Genomic DNA, 17591 nt, shown 5'->3' with positions numbered 1-17591 from the left:
ATTTCAAGATGTCTAACAGAGTATGATGTCTAATTCTAGTTTTTTCTCTGTTTTTGTCTGATTGCTCTGTATATCCGGACTTTACATAACAATCAGACTCTCTTTCCTTGTTTACAGGTTACATGAAACTTTATTATCCCTTTATATACGGTATCAGTGTAAACTGGAACCGGAATAATACATCATCAAATCGGTACTGCTCCAATACAACTGGACCACAACTGTTAGAACCAATGCCATTTAGTGCATAGTCAACACAAAATACTACACTATCTGATTCTGTCAGTTCATAATTATGCGTTTTCTCCTCAAGTTCTTCCTGCGTATAATAAGAAGCATTGAATGAGAAGGCATTTTCCGCAGAGACCACAATTCCATATCGGCTGTTGTTAAGCTCTACATATTCACAATCATAATGGCTTCCATTTTCCTGTGGGCGAATATAATCCTCATGCAAATCATCTACATTTGCCTGATACAAGCCGTGGCTCGCAGCCTGATGTTTGTCACAATAGCTTTCCTGTGGTCCCATTCCAAAGTATCGTGCAGCTGAAAGTTTTTTATCCAGGAACATCCTCACACCAAATCTTGGCAGGTCCGGAAATTCATCATCTTTTGTTACTGCAATATCTGCATCAATCTTTCCAGCAGCTTCTATTTTCCATGTGATCGTCACATCAAGAATCTTCTGTACTGTCTCTGCCACAACGGATGCATGGCTTATAATTTTCACACCATGCTTTCCCTGCACGACCTCTGTCGTGTAAGCTCTTGTATAAGCTTTATCATAATGGGCTTTCTTCCATTCAGACTTGATGTACATATCATTATCTGTTGGTGCCCTCCAGATATTTAATTCCATCGGGTGGTTCAGATATTCCCGACCTGCAAATTTCATCTCTGTAAAAAGTGCAGTCCGTCGGTCGATTGTATATGCGAATTCACGGCCTTTGATATGAATCTGGGTATCATCTTCACTCACCTGTAATTCAGAATCCGTCACTGTTTTTTCAACCCATTTTTCTGCTAACTGGCATTTGGCATCCTTCTGGCTTACTTCGATCTCATCAAATCCAAGGATATAATCCTCTTCCAGCAGAGGCATTTCTTTTTTCAGGTGGTAAATAAGTTTTAAATAACATTTTCCATTTTCCGGAACGTTGACCTGCAGGTTTGTTTTTCCTTCACTATGTGGTACCACAGATACTTCAGCAAGTTTTCCTTTCCCAATCAAAAGTCCATCCTGTGTCAATTCATAGCTGATTTTCACATAATCTTTCAGATTATCAAAATCCATGTAGTTATGAAGCACCAGTTCTCCGCTTTCTTTGTCATAGGAAATAACCCTTGCCGGGCGATAAACATTCTTGTATTCCAAAAGTCCTGTATGTACCGTTCTGTCCGGATATACTAATCCATCCATACAGAAGTTGCCATCATGAATTTCTTCGCCATGGTCGCCCCCATAAGCATATATAGTCTTTCCATTCTCAGCAGTTCCATGAGCAATCGCATGGTCACACCATTCCCAGACAAAACCGCCACACATTTTATCATTATCCTGAATCATCTGGAAGTAATCTTCAAAATCTCCAGGTCCGTTTCCCATACTGTGACAGTACTCTACCAAAAGAAAGGGTTTGCTTCCATCTTTATCCAGATATTCCTGAATTTCGGAAAACGCCGGGTACATCCGGCTGTACACATCCAGATTGCTGTAATCATATGTTTCATCATAATTACGATATCTTGCACTCTCATATTGTGTGATACGGTCTGGATCAAAATTCTTTGTCCATTCCAGTGCTTTTTCAAAGTTGCAGCCATAAGCACTCTCATTTCCCATTGACCACATAACAATACAGAAACGGTTTTTGTCACGTTCCACCATGAGTTTTACTCGATCAACGATTGCCTCTTCCCATACCGGATCATCTGCAATCTTCTCATTCCATCGTTTGAACCGATTGTAATCGGTGTCTTCTTTTCTGTAGATCATAAATGGACCATGAGCTTCAATATCTGCTTCATCTATTACCATGAATCCATACTTGTCACACATTTCATAGAAAAATGGTGCGTTCGGATAGTGGCTGGAACGGATCGCATTAAAATTATGCTGCTTCATTAACGTAAGATCGGTTGTAATCTGTTCCGGATTGATTGTAAATCCAGTAACCGGATCAGAATCATGTCGATTGACACCACGGAATTTAATCTTCTGTCCATTTAAATAAATAACCTGGTCTTTAATCTCTATCTTTCTTAATGCAATGTGATCTACAATTACTTCATTCTCTGTTTCAAGAATCAGTTTATATAGATATGGATTTTCTGTATTCCAAAGTTCCGGACTTGCGATTTCTAATACAGCTGTTCCTTCTTCAGCAATACTTCCTAGTGCTACAACTGCTCCGTTTCTATCTTCAATCGAAATTTTTACATTTAACGGAGAGTAGAATTTCATTTCAATTTCTACTTTCGCAAGCATATCCTCAATTCTTGTTTTAATATGATAATCACTGATTGCCTGTTTTGGGCGTTTCAAAATGTACACATCCCGGAAAATACCACTCATACGGAATTTGTCCTGATCTTCCAAATAGGAACCATCACACCACTTCATGACCAGAACCGCTATGCTGTTCTCTCCGTCCCGAAGGAGGTCGGTGATATCAAACTCACTGGTCATATGAGAAACCTGGCTATACCCTACATAAGAGCCATTGATCCATACATAAAAGCAACTGTCTACTCCTTCAAAATTCAAGAAAGCTTTTGGTGCATTTTCATCTTTGTGATAAACAAAGGTATGTGCATATGTTCCACATGGAATATCCTGTGGTACATACGGTGGATCAAATGGGAACGGATACCTGATGTTTGTATACTGATGTGTGTCATATCCTGCCATCTGCCATACACTCGGAACCTGAATCTCATCAAAATTTTCTGTATCATAATCTTTCTCAAAGAAAGGTTCCTGAACATCATAGATACTGTTAAAATACTGAAACTTCCAAGTTCCGTTCAATAACTGCATTCGGTCTGACTCTTCCCTGTGCTCCACCAGGTTATCCATTCTTTTGGATGCCGGAATAAAATAGGCTCTGGCTGGCATTGTATTTTCATGCAGTACGCTTAAATCCTCATAATAACGTGGTACAATCATAAATAACTCTCCTTTAATACATATACATTTTTTTGCACTTTGTTTTTCCACAGCAAACCTTGTCTTTTACTTTTATGTTTACTCTTCTCTGTTTTGCTATATATATCTTATCCTAATCTGCAAAACATGTCTATGAATTGGATTAGACAAAATATGCACTAAATGATACAATAACAAAAAAGGAAAAGAGGTGCTACCATATGTATATGAATACCGGTTATTTAAACCACTCCCATATGGATTTCAAAGACAAAAGTCGCCCACTGGTTGTAGGAAGTTGCGGTACTTACCGCCTTTCCAGCCATCCAAAGTTACCAACCTACCGTCCAAGGGGACGCCTGGATTATCAGATTATCTATATCACTGCTGGTTGTGGGCATTTTCATTTTGACAATATGGATACCGAAACGATTGTCCCCGCCGGTAATATTGTACTGTACAGACCGAAGGAACTTCAGAAATATGAATATTATGGGAAAGATAAGACAGAAGTATACTGGATTCATTTTACAGGCAACAATGTAAAAAATATCCTACGGCAATATGGATTCCCGGATAAAGAGCGTGTATTTCAGGTCGGAACCTCTATGGAATACGAACAGATTTTCAAGCGTATTATCATCGAGCTTCAGCGTTGCCAAGATAATTATGAGGAAATGCTTGTCCTTCTGCTCCGTCATCTTCTTATCATCTTTCATCGGGAACTGACCAGGGAACATATCTCGAAAAATGAATACCTGGATCACGAGATGGATAACGCAGTTACCTTTTTCAGTGAAAATTATAACCAGAATATTAGCATAGATGATTATGCTGCCTCACGTGGAATGAGTGTCAGCTGGTTTATCCGAAACTTCAAAAAATACACAGGTTCTACACCAATGCAGTTTATTGTGGGAATCCGAATTAACAATGCCCAGATGTTACTTGAAACAACAACCTATTCCATCAATGAAATTTCTAAAATCGTTGGGTATGATAATCAGCTTTATTTCAGTCGGCTTTTCCACAAGCTGAAAGGATATTCCCCAAGAGAGTACCGAAAGATAAGAAACAAGTTCTAAAATCCACAATATCATAAATCCAGTTTCCCCTCCAAAAGAGGATGCCACGGAATCATCAAATCAACGATTCCATGGCATCCTCTTCTCTCTTTTTGCTATTCTTATTTTACAAACTCAACCGAATAATAATACATATACTCATAAACCATTTCTTACCATGACGATTTGATTTGTGTTGCTTTCCGCTGGAATTAAAGCGTCAGCCTTCTAGATGTCAAAATTTCGAGACTCAATCACACTCTCTATTTTCTCGCTGTCTACGCTTAACAACTGCCATTACTGACAGGCACCCAAGACTCGATACTGGCGGTTGGTTAGACCTTACCAGGCAGGCATTTCATCTGCTAGACTATTCGCCCTTATCTGGGCGCACAATCCCAATTTATCATCCCACTTTGCTTCTTGTAATGGAGAATTCCCCATTCAGCTCATTCATCGTTGCATCGGACTGATCCATGTAGAAGTTACCGGTATTTAAGTTGACCGGCTCAAATCCAAATTCACAGTACAGTCCTCTTCCCATCAATGCTCCGTCAATCCGCATCTTATCCTGATCCGTAAGAGGTGCCGGGCTATATGGGACATTGGTCTGTGGGTTACGGATAAAGATCGTATTATTCGCAACAACCAGTGCATGCCGACCAGATAATTCATACTGGTATCCGCATCCGGGATACAGCAGAACAATGCGACCTTCTTCTCTCCGATGCTGTACAGATCCAGTTCGTCCGTACAGGTCAGATTGGCGATCTGTTTCAGATTGAACGCTGCCAGACGGACACCAACAGAAATCAAAATCGACTTCACAGTCTTTCCAGTAACAAAATGTCAATAGTTTTTTAATCACTTTTTCAAAAAAGGCAAAAAAATAGAACGTATAGTTAATTTCCATACGCTCTATCTCACATTTCATATTATATTTTTGAAGTCTACAAACTTGAAGTTGTCGATTTCCTTGCAATAGAAAACAACATTCTGATTTACTCACTATTTCGCAATTACTATTTTCAAAGTGATATCCCCATTTGACAAAAGTTCTGTCACATCACCTTTTGGAATATTCATTTTCCCCAGTCTGGTATATGCCCATGAATTTGATCCATAAAACACTACTATTTTGTCTCCACTGTATAGAACTATATCACCGCTATGAGTAGTTATCTGCTCATCCTTTTTTGTATAACTTTTTCCCAGAGAACCAACCTGCTCATTGTCACTATACATAGACATCTGCACTACGATATCACCTTTGCCTGCTTCTTCCATAAGTTCTTGCACAGTCTGATTATCTTCCCATATAACCGGGATTTCAGTGTCGTTAAAATTATAACTTCATGTATTCTTTCTCATCATCCATCGCCGATTTGACGGTAATTTCTGTTTCTCTACATCCTACAAGCCCAGATAAAACTAATATACACAGACTAAATAACAGTACTCTTTTCAAACTCATAATTTCTTTCCAAGTTCATATGCTTTTTTCATCACATCAGCATGGCTTGCAGCTATATTTGCAGCATCAATTCCACCGCCACCGACCATGCCTTTCAAGGAAGCCTTTTCAAAACAGTCTACCCAGCCTTGCAGACCATTGTAGGCTTTTTCAAATGCACTTTCATCATTCTCAGCAGCAGTTGCAATCATATAAATATCTCTGAATGAATAATCTGTCGAATATAAAGGATTCAATCTATCAAGAAGTGTTTTCATCTGGCCACACATCTCATAGTAATAAATTGGTGTTGCATAGACAATGACCTCCGCATCCTTTACTTTTGCCATAATATCTGCAACATCATCCTTCAGTACACACATCCCATTCCTCTGACAGGATAGACAACCGATACAATATTTTATATCTTTTCCTTTCAAAGAAAGAAGTTCCACATCATGCCCGGCTTCTTTTGCTCCCTTTGCACACTCATTTGCAAGTATATCAGAATTGCTGCCTCCTCGAAGACTTGTCGATATGATCAATACTTTTTTTGCCATGATTAAATTTCTCCTTTTTCAGTGTCTTTTTTAACCTTCCGTATAACTTTCGCAGGCACTCCTGCCGCAATCATATTGGCCGGAACATCTTTTGTTACAACTGCTCCGGCTGCAATGACCGAACCTTCACCAATCGTAACCCCCGGAAGAACCGTTACATTTGCTCCAAGCCACACTTTTTTTTCGATGTGAATCGGCTGAAATATCATACCTGCTCTTTTCTCGGGATCTTCCATATGATTGATCGTTGCCAATACTGCATTATGTCCAATCAGGACTCCATCCTCTATATAAATACCACCCTGATCCTGAAACTTACATCCTGCATTAATAAAAACATTTTTACCTATATGGATATTTCGTCCGCAGTCTGTATAAAACGGAGGAAACATTCCAAAACTTTCATCTATTTTTTGTCCGGTAAGTTCCGACATAAGCTGTATAATTTCTTCTTTTGTATGATATTTGTTATTCAGCTCCATCGTTATCTTTAATGCCCTTTGAGACAGCTCATGCATAACCAGATGTTCTTCACTTCCACCATCTACGATATATCCGGGCTTCATATTACTCAAATATTCTTCACTCGTCATAATTAACCAACTCCGTTTTCTTTAAAAAATTTCTGAATTTTGTCAAATGGGATTACATCCGGATTATCGTATAGATCTGTATGAACAGCTCCCGGAATTGTCAGCAGTTCTTTATTGGATGTGTACTTGCTGTTCTTGATCATATTTTCATAAGCATCTTTTCCAAAATAATAGCTGTGTGCTTTTTCTCCATGAACGATAAGGACTGCACTTCTGATTTCATTACTGTACTTTAATATTGGCTGATTCATAAATGACATACATCCAATACTGTTCCAGCCATCATTTGAATTCAGGCTCCTTTTATGATAACATCTGCCTTTATAATACTCACTGTAATCTTTTACGAAGAAAGGTGCATCTTCCGGAACCGGAAGGGGAACACAACCACCGCCTCTTGAATATTCGCCTTTACGGTATTCTTCTGTCCTGAGGGTATTCAGTGACTGTTTCTTTGCATAACGTGCTTCTTCACTGTCCTCAGAATCAAAGTATCCATTCGCATTTACTCTTGCCATATCATACATGGTAGAAGCAACGGTTGCTTTTATTCTTGTATCCAACGCAGCTGCGTTAAGAGCCATTCCACCCCAGCCGCAGATTCCAATGATTCCTATTTTATCCGGATCCACATCTTCCCGAACAGAAAGGAAATCAACAGCAGCCATAAAATCTTCTGTATTAATATCTGGAGAAGCCATAAATCTTGGATAGCCTCCACTTTCCCCCGTAAAAGAAGGGTCAAATGCAATTGTTAAATATCCTCTTTCAGCCATTGTCTGTGCATATAATCCGGAACACTGTTCTTTGACTGCCCCAAATGGTCCGCTTACGGCAATCGCAGGATATTTCCCAGATGCATTTTTCGGTTTATACAAATCTGCGGCAAGTGTGATTCCATAACGATTTACAAATGTCACTTTCTTATGGTCTACTTTTTCACTCTGTGGAAAAGTTTTATCCCATTCAGATACCAGCTTTAATTTTTCTGTTTTTAACATATTTAACATCCTCCATATGCAAAATTTCTTGTAATTACACTAACAATAGTATATGATATAAATATCTTACAACCTAAAGTTAACTTTAGGTCAAGTATAAATTTGAAAGAAGGTTTTTTATGTATACAATCGGTCAGGTCTCTGCAATGTTTAATCTTCCTGTTTCTACATTAAGGTATTATGACAAGGAAGGCTTTTTCCCTAATCTGGAACGTAAGGGAAATATCCGTTATTTCAGCGATAATGAATTAGAAGCACTTCGTATCATTGAATGTCTGAAGAAATCCGGTCTTGAGATAAAAGATATAAAGCAATTTTTTATCTGGGTATCTGAAGGCAGCTCCAGCTATGAAAAAAGGAAAGAATTATTTGAAACCAGAAAATCAGCTGTTGAAACTGAAATTCAGGAACTTCAAAAAACTCTCTCCCTCTTAAAATTCAAGTGCTGGTATTACGAAACAGCAATGAAAGATGGTAACGAAGATGCTATAAATGCCATGTTGCCTGACAAACTTCCAAAAAATATACAGAAACTATATGATAAAGGGCATGACTGATTTTTGCTTTCTCCATCAAACTGGAATTGTTCAAGCTTTTCAAATACTAACGTCCTTAATTCTGTTCAATAATTGATTTATAGTAGTTACTAAAGTCAGCAAGTGAATTAACAATTGGAAGCATTTTTGTTCCAAGTTCCGTTAAGCCGTATTCAACTCTCGGTGGCTGCTCATGGTAATCGTGGCGATATGCCAGCCCATCACTCATCATTTGTCTTAAACTATCTGTCAAAACCTTTTGTGAAATACCATCTATACTTCGTTGTAGCTCATTGAATCTCCATGGACGCTCTTTCAAGTTACGCAAAATCAGCAGTTTCCATTTTCCGCCGATAAGAGATACTGCTGTTGACATACCCTGTTTATGAGAGCTGCGAATTGCCTTCTTATTTAAGATGACGCTCCATAAGCACCTGACTTAGTTCCTTGCCCGACCGCATTTTATGCCACTTTCGGATGCACTCCCTGCAGCATGTTGCCGGATTGTGTCCGACCCTTTTTCAGATTCGTGATTTTTTCAAAATCCGGCTTTATAATCAAAAAAGTACTCATCTCAGACACCTAGTACCTTTTACGCAAAAAAACCAGATACCATTTTCGAATGATATCTGGCTTTTCTCTTCTTATACATCTCTTATCAGTCTTTCGTTTCCATAATAACAATCCGACCATTTACAAAACTGATCTTCACTTCATCATCCACAAACTGGTTGCTCACCGTCAGACTGTCGCACGGCATCAGATCATGATGATTGAGCGGCCATTTCGTACCCTCCAAACTGAAATCATAAATCTCGCCTTCCAAAGAAAATACAGAAAGATATGGTCCGTATGCTTCTGACTTTTTCAGCACACAGGATTTATTCGTTACCCAGATTTTATTTTTTTCATCCAGAATGCAGGCATTTACTCCAGCATCACATGCCACACTAAGTGTCTGGACATTCGCCCACAAATGATCGATTCTTCCACCGGTTGCCCCAAGAAGGATCATCTCTTTGCTTCCCAATGTAATTCCCAGCCGAAGAGCAATCTCTGTATCCGTCGCATCCTTAACCGGATTATATTCCCGGATCGGAATATTCGTCTCCTTGCGATAGTAATCAATCACCTTTGGATCAATACTGTCAAAATCCCCAACAATATACTGAGGCTCAATCTTATGGTTATACAGATACTCAAGCCCCTTATCTACTGCGATAATATAAGCCTCCGGATTTGCTTCAAGAACCTTCTCTGCAAATCCCTCGTCAAGCATTCCCCCACTGATAATGACTGTCTTACTCATAATTCTTTAAAATCTCCATCAATTCTCTTGTGTTTTCTCCTGCATTCCCTTTGAATACAGCTGATCCCGCAACAATCACATTTGCTCCCGCATCCAGTGCTTCTTTCACATTGAATGCATAAATTCCTCCGTCAACCTGGACATCAGTCTCAAGTCCACGTTCATTCAGCATTGCCCTAAGTGTTCTGACCTTATCCAGCATCTCAGAAATCAGCTTTTGTCCGCCAAATCCCGGATGGACTGTCATCACAAGGAACATATCCACTTCACCAAGGAATTCCTTCAGGACCTCCACCGGTGTATCCGGTGAAATTGCCAGTCCTGTCTTCATGCCACACGCTTTGATCTTGTCCAGAGTCGCACGTATATCCTTGCATGCTTCATAATGTACAGTAAGAATATCCGCTCCTGCCTCTGCAAATGCTTCCACATAACGGATTGGTTCCGTGATCATCAGATGCGTATCTATCACCTGCTTTACCGCCGGTTTGATTGATGCAAGCACAGGCATTCCAAAAGAAATACTCGGTACGAACACGCCATCCATCACATCAAAATGTAAATATACCGCTCCATTTTCCTCTGTCTGGCGGATACCTTCTTCCAGATTACAAAAATCTGCCGATAAAATAGATGGTGATAATTTATATTCCATTTTAGTACCTCCTTTTTTCCTTCTGTTCCAGTTCCCGATACATCTCGCAATAATCTTCATACCGCACCTGATGCACTTTTCCCTCTTCCAGAGCCTCTTTTACCAGACACCCCGGTTCACTGATGTGATTACACCCCTGAAACCTGCAGCCTCCCTGATACTGATCAAACTCCGGAAAATAATATTTCAATTCTTCCTTGCCAAAATCATTGGTATACAGTGACGAAAATCCCGGTGTATCCATGATATAGGAATCCTCGTCGATCGGGATCAGTTCTGAATGGCGGGTAGTATGTTTTCCCCGCTCGATCTTTCTGCTGATACTTCCGGTCTCCATATTGACATTTTCCTGAAGACAGTTGATCAGAGAGGATTTTCCAACTCCTGAAGGTCCGGCAACAGTTGTTGTCTTTCCTTTTAGTGCCTCTTTAATCTCCAGAATATTTTCTCCTTCTCTGGCACTTGCAAAGATCACACGGTACCCACAAGCCTCATAAGTCTTCTCCAGAGACTCGATTTCCGGCTCATCTGCAATATCCTTCTTGTTGAAACAGATAATAACCGGAATCTCCTGCCGCTCCATCATAACCAGAAACCTGTCCAGCAGATTAAAATGCGGATCCGGCTTCTTCACTGCAAATACAACCAGTGCCTGATCAATATTTGCCACTGCCGGTCTGATCAGTTCATTCTTCCTTGGAAGGATCCGGATGATATTACCGGTCTTCTCTTCTGCATCTAAGATCTCATATTCTACCAGATCTCCGACCAGTGGTTTAATCTTCTCCTTACGGAAAATTCCTTTTGCTTTACATTCATAAATGACAGATTCTACTACGTCATAAACGTAGTAGAATCCTGCAATCCCTTTTATAATTCTTCCCTGCATAAAACAGTCCTTTTAATTTCCTGTATTGTTGCCGTTATTTGAGTTGTTACCGGAATTATTGCTGCCCGAATTGTTACTGTCGGATCCACTGCTTGCCTGTGAGCCATTGCTTACATACAGTGTGATCGCAGTTCCTACATCTACCGATGTACCTTCTCCCGGATCAACTTTTACAACTTTTCCAGATGGTTCTGCACTGTCAATATCAACTTCTGTATAAGTCAGATTTCTGGCATTCAGTGCTGAAATCGCATCTCCAAGTGTCTTTCCTGTCAGAGTTGGTACCTTCACCTGATCTGCAGGCTTTGGTCCTTTGCTGACAACATAACTCACACTTGTTCCTTCAGCCACCTTCGTTCCGGCATCTGTGCTCTGACGGATAATCATACCTTCTGCATAATCATCTGAATATTCTTCACTGCTCGTTCCGCCATCGGACAATCCGCTTGCACTCAGTGTAGATACCGCATCATTTACATACATTCCCACAATTGGCGGAACTGACACCTTGTCCGGCTGTTTTTCACCTTTACTGATATACAGTGTGATTTTAGAGTCAGCAGATACCTCTGTTCCCTCTGCCGGATCAGTCCTTGTAGCTTTTCCACTTTCAACATCACTGCTGTATTCACTGGTAACAGTAATGTTCTTGCTCGTAAAGCCCTGTTTGATCAGTGCTTTCTTGGCTGCATCTTCATCCATTCCCTCTACACTCTGGATCATGATCTTTTCCGGTCCTGAACTTATTACAACCTTGATCACCGTATTTTTCTTGACTTTCTTTCCTGCTTTTGTCTTCTGCTCAATAATCGTACCTGCTGCCTTATCTGATGCTTTCTCGGATTCTACTTCCAGCTTCAGCTGCTTCTTTTCGCACATCGTCTCTGCAACATTCTGCGGCTGTCCGACCAGATTTGGCACTTCAATCTCATTGGAAACTGAAATCTGACTGTCTGAACGCTTACCGAACACACCTGCTGCTTTGCCGATCAGGAAAATCAGCGCAAATGCAACGATCACTGCAACTGCAACCATGAGGATCTTCATCATCTTGTTCATCTTCGGATCTACGCCATTTTTACTGTTACCGCGTCTGCCCCCGTTATAATTATCCTCTTCGTCATCCTCATCATAGTCATCATTTTCGTCATATTCTTCATCGTCATAGCCATCATCATACTCTTCGTCATCATAACCATCGCCCTGACGCTTTTTCATACGTGCCATCCGCTCCGGCGAGATCATCACCGTATCTCCCATACTCCGGATCGGAACCATATCTACAAATTCGCCACTCGGATCGACCAACGCCCTCTTCAGATCCTGGATCAGTTCTCCGGCACTCTGGTAACGTCTTTCCGCGCTCTTCTGTGTACACTTGAGAATAATCTTCTCCAGCGCCGGATATAAATCCGGTGCATACTCAGAAGGCGGGGTAATATTCTCCTGTAAATGCTTCATTGCAACCGAAACAGTAGAATCGCCATCGAAAGGAACCCTTCCGGTCACCATCTCATACATGGTGATACCTGCAGAATAGATATCACTCTTCTCATCACAATAGCCGCCCCGTGCCTGCTCCGGAGATACATAGTGTACCGATCCCATTGCACTGGTGCTGACTGTCTGCGATGTTGTCGCCTTTGCAATACCAAAATCCGTAACCTTTACCTTTCCTTCTTTGGAAATGATAATATTCTGCGGTTTGATATCTCTGTGTATGATGTGATGATTGTGAGCTGCCTCAATACCGGTACACATCTGAATTGCAATACTAATCGCTTCCTTGGAAGAAAGCTTTCCTTTTTTATGCACATATTCTTTCAGAGTGATTCCTTCTACCAGCTCCATGACCATATAATAGAGTCCTCGATCCTCCCCTACATCATATACATTGACAATATTCGGGTTCAGAAGCCCTGCTGCTGCCTGTGCTTCTGACCGGAATTTCTTTACAAAGTTTTCATCTTCCCTGTATTCTTTTTTCAGGACTTTCACTGCGACATATCTGTTCAGCATACAGTCCTTCGCCTTATATACATCCGCCATTCCACCGGCTCCGATCTTGCTCAGAACCTGATAACGGCCACTTAAATAAATCCCGTCTTTTACCATATACTCACCTCATCAGAAAACGGTTCTGCAAGAACAACACTGATATTGTCATTGCCCCCGTTCTCATTCGCCCGGTCAATCAGATTCTGACCGGCTTCTACGATATCTCTTGCCCCTTTAACTATCGCAAAAATTTCTTCATCCTCTATCATATTACTGAGTCCATCGGAACACATCAGGATGATATCTCCCTTTTTGAGGCTGAATTCATAAAAATCCACCTCTACATCCTCTTTTACTCCAATTGCTCTGGTAATGATATTCTTATCCGGATGATGTCTTGCCTCTTCCTCATTGATTCCTCCCAGACGAACCATCTCTTCTACCAGGGAATGGTCTCTGGAAAGCTGCCTGATATCCTTATTCAGAAGATACAGACGGCTGTCACCTACATTTATAAAATAAAGTGTATGATCGATCACAGTTGCCGCAACCAGAGTGGTTCCCATCCCCTCCAGATTAATGTCTTCATCTGCTTTCTCGATCAGCTTGTGGTTCGCTGTCTGAGCCGCATCTTTTAAAATCTCTTCCGGCCCATCCTTTAATGTATGCTTCAGTTCTTCTTTCAGAACTTCCACCGTATATTTTGACGCAAAATCGCCTGCCTTGTGTCCACCCATTCCATCGGCTACTACCAGAAGATTCGGCAGCGTACCTAATGACTCATCTGTGGCAAACACGTAATCCTGGTTCATTTCACGTTTTCTTCCAACATCTGTCATAGAGAATATTTTCATATTTTATACTCCTTGCATCGTCTTGCGCCGTAACTGTCCACAGGCTCCGTCTATATCTGAGCCCATTTCTCTTCTTATAGTAACATTTATCCCGTTTTTTTCAAGTTTATTTTTGAAATTCTCGGCACTTTTTTTGTCCGGTTTTTCGTAGTTTCTCTCCTTGATCGGGTTCACCGGAATCAGGTTTAAATGGCAGTTTCTGTCTTTTAAGATTCCCATCAGCTCTTTTGCATCCTCCGGTGTATCGTTTACGCCGTGAACCAGGCTGTACTCAAAAGTGATCCTCCGTCCGGTTTTTTCAAAATAATAATCACACGCTTCCAGAACCTCATGAAGCTCGTATTTATTTGCCACCGGCATCAGCGATCTTCTCTTTTCCTGGTTGGAACCGTGCAGGGAAAGTGCCAGCGTGATCTGCAGCTTTTCTTCTGCAAGTCTCCGGATGTTCGGTACAATTCCACAGGTAGACGCCGTGATATTTCTCTGGCTGATATTGAGCCCGTGCTCATCACTGACCATGTGAATGAATTTCAGAAAATTGTCATAATTATCCAGCGGTTCTCCGGTTCCCATGATCACAATATTAGAAACTCTCTCGCCAGTGATCTTCTGGATCTGGTAAACCTGTCTTAACATCTCTGACGGTGTCAGGTTTCGTTCCAGCCCGTCCAGTGTTGATGCACAGAAACGGCATCCCATCCGGCAGCCAACCTGCGAGGATATGCATACCGAATTGCCATGTTTATATTTCATCAGAACACTTTCTACCATATTCCCGTCTTTCAGGCAAAACAGGAATTTATTGGTCCCGTCAATCTTTGAAATCTGTCTTTTTTCCATTTCGACTCTTCGTATTTCGTATGCTGCTTCCAGTTTCTGGCGTAAAGTTTTTGGAAGATTGGTCATTTCTTCAAAATCATCCACCAGCTTTTCATGGATCCAGGAATAAATCTGTCGACTACGGAATCCTTTTTCTCCAATCGCCAGCATTTCTTCTTGTAACTCTTCAAATGAATACGAAGCGATATCTTTTTTTTCCATTATCTGCCCCTCCGGATAAATTTAGCAATATAGAAACCATCGGTTATATCAGACGGGAAAATCTGTTTTTCCCATTCCAGGTCAAATTCCGGATGTTTTTCGGCAAACCATCCGGCGTTTTCCTCATTCTCTGTCCTGCTGATCGTACAGGTGCTGTACATCAGTGTTCCCTCCGGCTTCACATATCGGCAGACCGTATCCAGGATTTCTCTCTGAAGTGCTGCAACTTCAGTCTCCGTCTCCGGGTTCATCTTATACTTCAGATCAGTCTTCTTCGCAAGGACACCAAGACCGGAACACGGAAGATCCGCAATCAGAACATCTGCTTTTTCCTCAGAGTCCGCATCGAAGCAGGTTGCATCCTGCTGCACTGCACGGATATTTTCAAATCCCATCCGTGAAATATTTTCCCGAATCAGCTCTACCTTCATCTCTGTCAGATCCCTTGCCTCTACCATACCTGTCCCATTAAGGATCTGTGCCGCATGGAGCGCTTTTCCTCCCGGTGCCGCGCACACATCCAGTATGTAATCTCCTTCTTTGATTCCTGCCTGTTCTGCTACCATGATCGAAGCTGCATCCTGTACCTGGAATTTTCCTTCCCGGAACGCCGGGATTGCTGCCAGATAATCATAGCCTGAGATCAGAAGCGCAGACGCAAGAAGCGGATGTTCTTTTACCTGAATGCCTTCTCCTGTCAGCTCTCTGATCAGCTCTTCTTTGGTGGTTGCATTTCCATTGATCCGGATTGTTGTTGCACGTTCTTTATAAAAACCTTCCAGGATGTATTTCGTCTTCTCTTCTCCATAATCTCTCACCCACATACGGATGATCCATTGTGGCATGGAATACTTTATTGAGAGAAATTCTTCTGTATTCTCCGGATACGCAATCTTATCAATGTTTCGCGCGATATTTCTAAGTACCCCATTTACAAATCCCCGCAGGTTCTTAAAGCCTTTCCGGATAGCAAGGTTGACTGCTTCATTGCATGCTGCCGAATCCGGAACCTGATCCATGTATTTGATCTGATAGACCGCACAGCGCAGGATATTGCGGATTACCGGTTTCATTTTTTCTGTCTTTACTTTTGAAAACTGGTTGATAATATAGTCCAGTTCTATCCTCCGCTCTGTTGTCCCTTCTGCAAGCCTGGTCAGAAATGCACGGTCCTGCTTGGACAGATACTGATATTTTTCCAGCACCTGTCTGAGCACGATATGACTTTTCTCTCCACGCTCGATTTCCAGCAGGATCATCAGTGCAAGTTCTCTTGTACCTACTCCCTGGTTATTCGTCGTCATTTCTTCTTCCTCCTGTCAGGATCAGTATTCTTAAAAGCTGCAGAAGTGCAGATGCTGCACTCGCCACATAGGTAAGCGCTGCCGCTGTAAGAACACTTCTTGCCTCACGTACTTCTGATTCATATAGCATGCCTGAATTTTTCAGGATTTTAAGTGCTCTTCCCGATGCATTAAACTCTACCGGAAGCGTGATGATCTGGAACAGCACTGCCAATGAAAACATCAGGATCCCAAGATTGATAAACAATGTAGACATTTCTCCTCTGATAAATAATCCCATTATGATCAGCGGCCATGAAATCCCGGATCCAAAATTCGCCACCGGAACAAGTGCTCCGCGTATTGTCAGCGGTACATAATGCCTTGCATGCTGGATCGCGTGTCCACATTCATGTGCTGCAACTCCAAGTGCCGCAACCGATGTCGAACCGTAGGTGGAATCTGAAAGCCGCAGTACATGGTTCGCTGGATCGTAATGATCGGTCAGTTTTCCACTTACTCTCATCACCTGTACATCATAAATTCCTTCCATCCTGAGGATCTGCTCCGCAGCCATCGCACCGGTGATCCCGGCGTGGTTGCGAACCTGATCGTACCTGGCGTAGGTGGAATTCACTTTGGCGGATGCAAGGGCGCAGATGATGACGCCGATGATGACAAGGAAATAAGTTGGATCAAAATAATATGGGTAGTACATGTTTGCCTCCTTGTTGAATAAGGGTCCGCCCGGAAGCGAAATATATTCGCACGCAGGCCCGCTCGCGCTTGCTTTGCATGCCTAAATAAACGTCCGGTGGACGTTTATTCGGCTAGTCCGGAAACGCAGCGGTACTAAGCGCGACCTTCGCTTGCGCTCGGTCTTGCTAAGTGCCGGCGTTTTCGATGACCTGCTTAGCGAATATATTTCGCTTCCTGGCTACATTTTTCAATGGGTGTCGGCTGTTTGTCCTATCGTGCGGTGCACGATGGGACAAATGCGCCAAAGGGCGCGAAAAACGCTTGGCGTTTTTTGGCGCCAATTAGATTTGTTTGGCAGACCAAAAACTATTTATTAAATTTGCAAAACTCAAATTTTTAGGATTGTAATTCTAACCTACTACAATATATTTATGGTTAATATCCCTTACAGCCAGTAAGGAATTATCCATCTTGTTGCTTAAGCTGTATAATGATGGAGCAATCG

The 17591-nt window shown here is 41.6% G+C and carries 17 protein-coding genes and 1 pseudogene; 2 read left to right on the top strand and 16 right to left on the bottom strand.

Going from position 1 to position 17591, the window contains the following annotated elements; translation table 11 throughout:
- Positions 1–133 precede the first annotated feature (133 nt).
- Entirely contained in the window at positions 134–3172 is a 3039-nt protein-coding gene (locus AB5213_RS03455; RefSeq protein WP_055157437.1) for a glycoside hydrolase family 2 TIM barrel-domain containing protein, read from the bottom strand.
- 200 nt (positions 3173–3372) lie between these two features.
- On the opposite strand from AB5213_RS03455, the gene AB5213_RS03450 reads away from it, so the two are divergent.
- Entirely contained in the window at positions 3373–4236 is an 864-nt protein-coding gene (locus tag AB5213_RS03450; RefSeq protein WP_055157435.1) for an AraC family transcriptional regulator, read from the top strand.
- Positions 4237–4621: 385 nt separating this feature from the next.
- Here AB5213_RS03450 and AB5213_RS03445 read toward each other — a convergent pair whose 3' ends face one another.
- From AB5213_RS03445 to AB5213_RS03425, 5 genes are all read right to left on the bottom strand, one after another.
- Positions 4622–5128 (bottom strand): hypothetical protein, encoded by a 507-nt coding sequence (locus AB5213_RS03445; RefSeq protein ID WP_182438603.1) that lies wholly within the window; start codon positions 5126–5128, stop codon positions 4622–4624.
- Positions 5129–5223: 95 nt separating this feature from the next.
- Positions 5224–5502, bottom strand: a complete 279-nt coding sequence (locus tag AB5213_RS03440; RefSeq protein WP_252198906.1) for a cyclophilin-like fold protein — start codon at positions 5500–5502, stop codon at positions 5224–5226.
- Between the two features lie 183 nt (positions 5503–5685).
- Positions 5686–6228 (bottom strand): flavodoxin family protein, encoded by a 543-nt coding sequence (locus AB5213_RS03435; RefSeq protein ID WP_118198810.1) that lies wholly within the window; start codon positions 6226–6228, stop codon positions 5686–5688.
- Between the two features lie 2 nt (positions 6229–6230).
- Positions 6231–6821, bottom strand: coding sequence for a sugar O-acetyltransferase (locus AB5213_RS03430; RefSeq protein WP_215634644.1), 591 nt, complete (start codon positions 6819–6821; stop codon positions 6231–6233).
- A gap of 2 nt (positions 6822–6823) precedes the next feature.
- Positions 6824–7822 carry an alpha/beta hydrolase gene (locus AB5213_RS03425; RefSeq protein WP_215634645.1) on the bottom strand — a complete coding sequence of 333 codons (999 nt, stop codon included), beginning with the start codon at positions 7820–7822 and terminating at the stop codon, positions 6824–6826.
- A gap of 119 nt (positions 7823–7941) precedes the next feature.
- On the opposite strand from AB5213_RS03425, the gene AB5213_RS03420 reads away from it, so the two are divergent.
- Complete coding sequence (locus AB5213_RS03420) at positions 7942–8379, top strand: MerR family transcriptional regulator (protein WP_055154026.1); 438 nt, start codon at positions 7942–7944, stop codon at positions 8377–8379.
- A gap of 55 nt (positions 8380–8434) precedes the next feature.
- On the opposite strand, the gene AB5213_RS03415 is transcribed toward AB5213_RS03420, so the two are convergent.
- The 10 genes and pseudogenes from AB5213_RS03415 to AB5213_RS03370 all read right to left on the bottom strand — a co-directional run bounded on the left by AB5213_RS03415 (position 8435) and on the right by AB5213_RS03370 (position 17105).
- On the bottom strand, positions 8435–8734 hold the full coding sequence (locus AB5213_RS03415) for a winged helix-turn-helix transcriptional regulator (RefSeq protein WP_368276333.1): 300 nt from the start codon (positions 8732–8734) through the stop codon (positions 8435–8437).
- Between the two features lie 31 nt (positions 8735–8765).
- A pseudogene (locus AB5213_RS03410) lies at positions 8766–8855 on the bottom strand (DUF4186 family protein); the annotation flags it as partial.
- 161 nt (positions 8856–9016) lie between these two features.
- Positions 9017–9667 (bottom strand): thiamine diphosphokinase, encoded by a 651-nt coding sequence (locus AB5213_RS03405; protein ID WP_008372144.1) that lies wholly within the window; start codon positions 9665–9667, stop codon positions 9017–9019.
- Positions 9660–10322, bottom strand: a complete 663-nt coding sequence (rpe, locus tag AB5213_RS03400) for a ribulose-phosphate 3-epimerase (protein WP_118198806.1) — start codon at positions 10320–10322, stop codon at positions 9660–9662. The genes AB5213_RS03405 and rpe overlap by 8 nt, the downstream gene beginning before the upstream one ends.
- A 1-nt stretch (position 10323) precedes the next feature.
- Entirely contained in the window at positions 10324–11211 is an 888-nt protein-coding gene (rsgA, locus tag AB5213_RS03395; protein ID WP_055157429.1) for a ribosome small subunit-dependent GTPase A, read from the bottom strand.
- Between the two features lie 12 nt (positions 11212–11223).
- Positions 11224–13326: a Stk1 family PASTA domain-containing Ser/Thr kinase gene (gene pknB, locus AB5213_RS03390; protein ID WP_368276332.1), complete on the bottom strand. Its 2103-nt coding sequence runs from the start codon at positions 13324–13326 to the stop codon at positions 11224–11226.
- Positions 13320–14063 (bottom strand): Stp1/IreP family PP2C-type Ser/Thr phosphatase, encoded by a 744-nt coding sequence (locus tag AB5213_RS03385; RefSeq protein ID WP_022220921.1) that lies wholly within the window; start codon positions 14061–14063, stop codon positions 13320–13322. Before AB5213_RS03385 ends, pknB begins: the two co-directional genes overlap by 7 nt.
- Positions 14064–14066: 3 nt before the next feature.
- Entirely contained in the window at positions 14067–15104 is a 1038-nt protein-coding gene (gene rlmN / locus AB5213_RS03380; RefSeq protein ID WP_055157425.1) for a 23S rRNA (adenine(2503)-C(2))-methyltransferase RlmN, read from the bottom strand.
- Positions 15104–16408, bottom strand: a complete 1305-nt coding sequence (rsmB, locus tag AB5213_RS03375; RefSeq protein WP_227120513.1) for a 16S rRNA (cytosine(967)-C(5))-methyltransferase RsmB — start codon at positions 16406–16408, stop codon at positions 15104–15106. Before rsmB ends, rlmN begins: the two co-directional genes overlap by 1 nt.
- Positions 16395–17105, bottom strand: a complete 711-nt coding sequence (locus tag AB5213_RS03370) for a zinc metallopeptidase (RefSeq protein WP_008372155.1) — start codon at positions 17103–17105, stop codon at positions 16395–16397. The genes rsmB and AB5213_RS03370 overlap by 14 nt, the downstream gene beginning before the upstream one ends.
- Between the last annotated feature and the right edge of the window lie 486 nt (positions 17106–17591).

It is taken from the genome of Coprococcus sp. RTP21204st1_G4_RTP21204_210225, assembly GCF_040915385.1.
Lineage (GTDB): Bacteria > Bacillota > Clostridia > Lachnospirales > Lachnospiraceae > Allocoprococcus > Allocoprococcus comes.
The sequence above is the reverse complement of the archived record's forward strand: the minus strand, read 5'-3'. Positions and strand labels throughout refer to the sequence as shown.

Excerpts from the sequence above, each read along its gene's own strand:
- AB5213_RS03455 (WP_055157437.1), bottom strand. The coding sequence starts at position 3,172 with ATGATTGTACCACGTTATTATGAGGATTTAAGCGTACTGCATGAAAAT.
- AB5213_RS03450 (WP_055157435.1), top strand. The coding sequence starts at position 3,373 with ATGTATATGAATACCGGTTATTTAAACCACTCCCATATGGATTTCAAA.
- AB5213_RS03445 (WP_182438603.1), bottom strand. The coding sequence starts at position 5,128 with ATGGAAATTAACTATACGTTCTATTTTTTTGCCTTTTTTGAAAAAGTG.
- AB5213_RS03440 (WP_252198906.1), bottom strand. The coding sequence starts at position 5,502 with ATGGAAGAAGCAGGCAAAGGTGATATCGTAGTGCAGATGTCTATGTAT.
- AB5213_RS03435 (WP_118198810.1), bottom strand. The coding sequence starts at position 6,228 with ATGGCAAAAAAAGTATTGATCATATCGACAAGTCTTCGAGGAGGCAGC.
- AB5213_RS03430 (WP_215634644.1), bottom strand. The coding sequence starts at position 6,821 with ATGACGAGTGAAGAATATTTGAGTAATATGAAGCCCGGATATATCGTA.
- AB5213_RS03425 (WP_215634645.1), bottom strand. The coding sequence starts at position 7,822 with ATGTTAAAAACAGAAAAATTAAAGCTGGTATCTGAATGGGATAAAACT.
- AB5213_RS03420 (WP_055154026.1), top strand. The coding sequence starts at position 7,942 with ATGTATACAATCGGTCAGGTCTCTGCAATGTTTAATCTTCCTGTTTCT.
- AB5213_RS03415 (WP_368276333.1), bottom strand. The coding sequence starts at position 8,734 with ATGTCAACAGCAGTATCTCTTATCGGCGGAAAATGGAAACTGCTGATT.
- AB5213_RS03405 (WP_008372144.1), bottom strand. The coding sequence starts at position 9,667 with ATGAGTAAGACAGTCATTATCAGTGGGGGAATGCTTGACGAGGGATTT.
- rpe (WP_118198806.1), bottom strand. The coding sequence starts at position 10,322 with ATGGAATATAAATTATCACCATCTATTTTATCGGCAGATTTTTGTAAT.
- rsgA (WP_055157429.1), bottom strand. The coding sequence starts at position 11,211 with ATGCAGGGAAGAATTATAAAAGGGATTGCAGGATTCTACTACGTTTAT.
- pknB (WP_368276332.1), bottom strand. The coding sequence starts at position 13,326 with ATGGTAAAAGACGGGATTTATTTAAGTGGCCGTTATCAGGTTCTGAGC.
- AB5213_RS03385 (WP_022220921.1), bottom strand. The coding sequence starts at position 14,063 with ATGAAAATATTCTCTATGACAGATGTTGGAAGAAAACGTGAAATGAAC.
- rlmN (WP_055157425.1), bottom strand. The coding sequence starts at position 15,104 with ATGGAAAAAAAAGATATCGCTTCGTATTCATTTGAAGAGTTACAAGAA.
- rsmB (WP_227120513.1), bottom strand. The coding sequence starts at position 16,408 with ATGACGACGAATAACCAGGGAGTAGGTACAAGAGAACTTGCACTGATG.
- AB5213_RS03370 (WP_008372155.1), bottom strand. The coding sequence starts at position 17,105 with ATGTACTACCCATATTATTTTGATCCAACTTATTTCCTTGTCATCATC.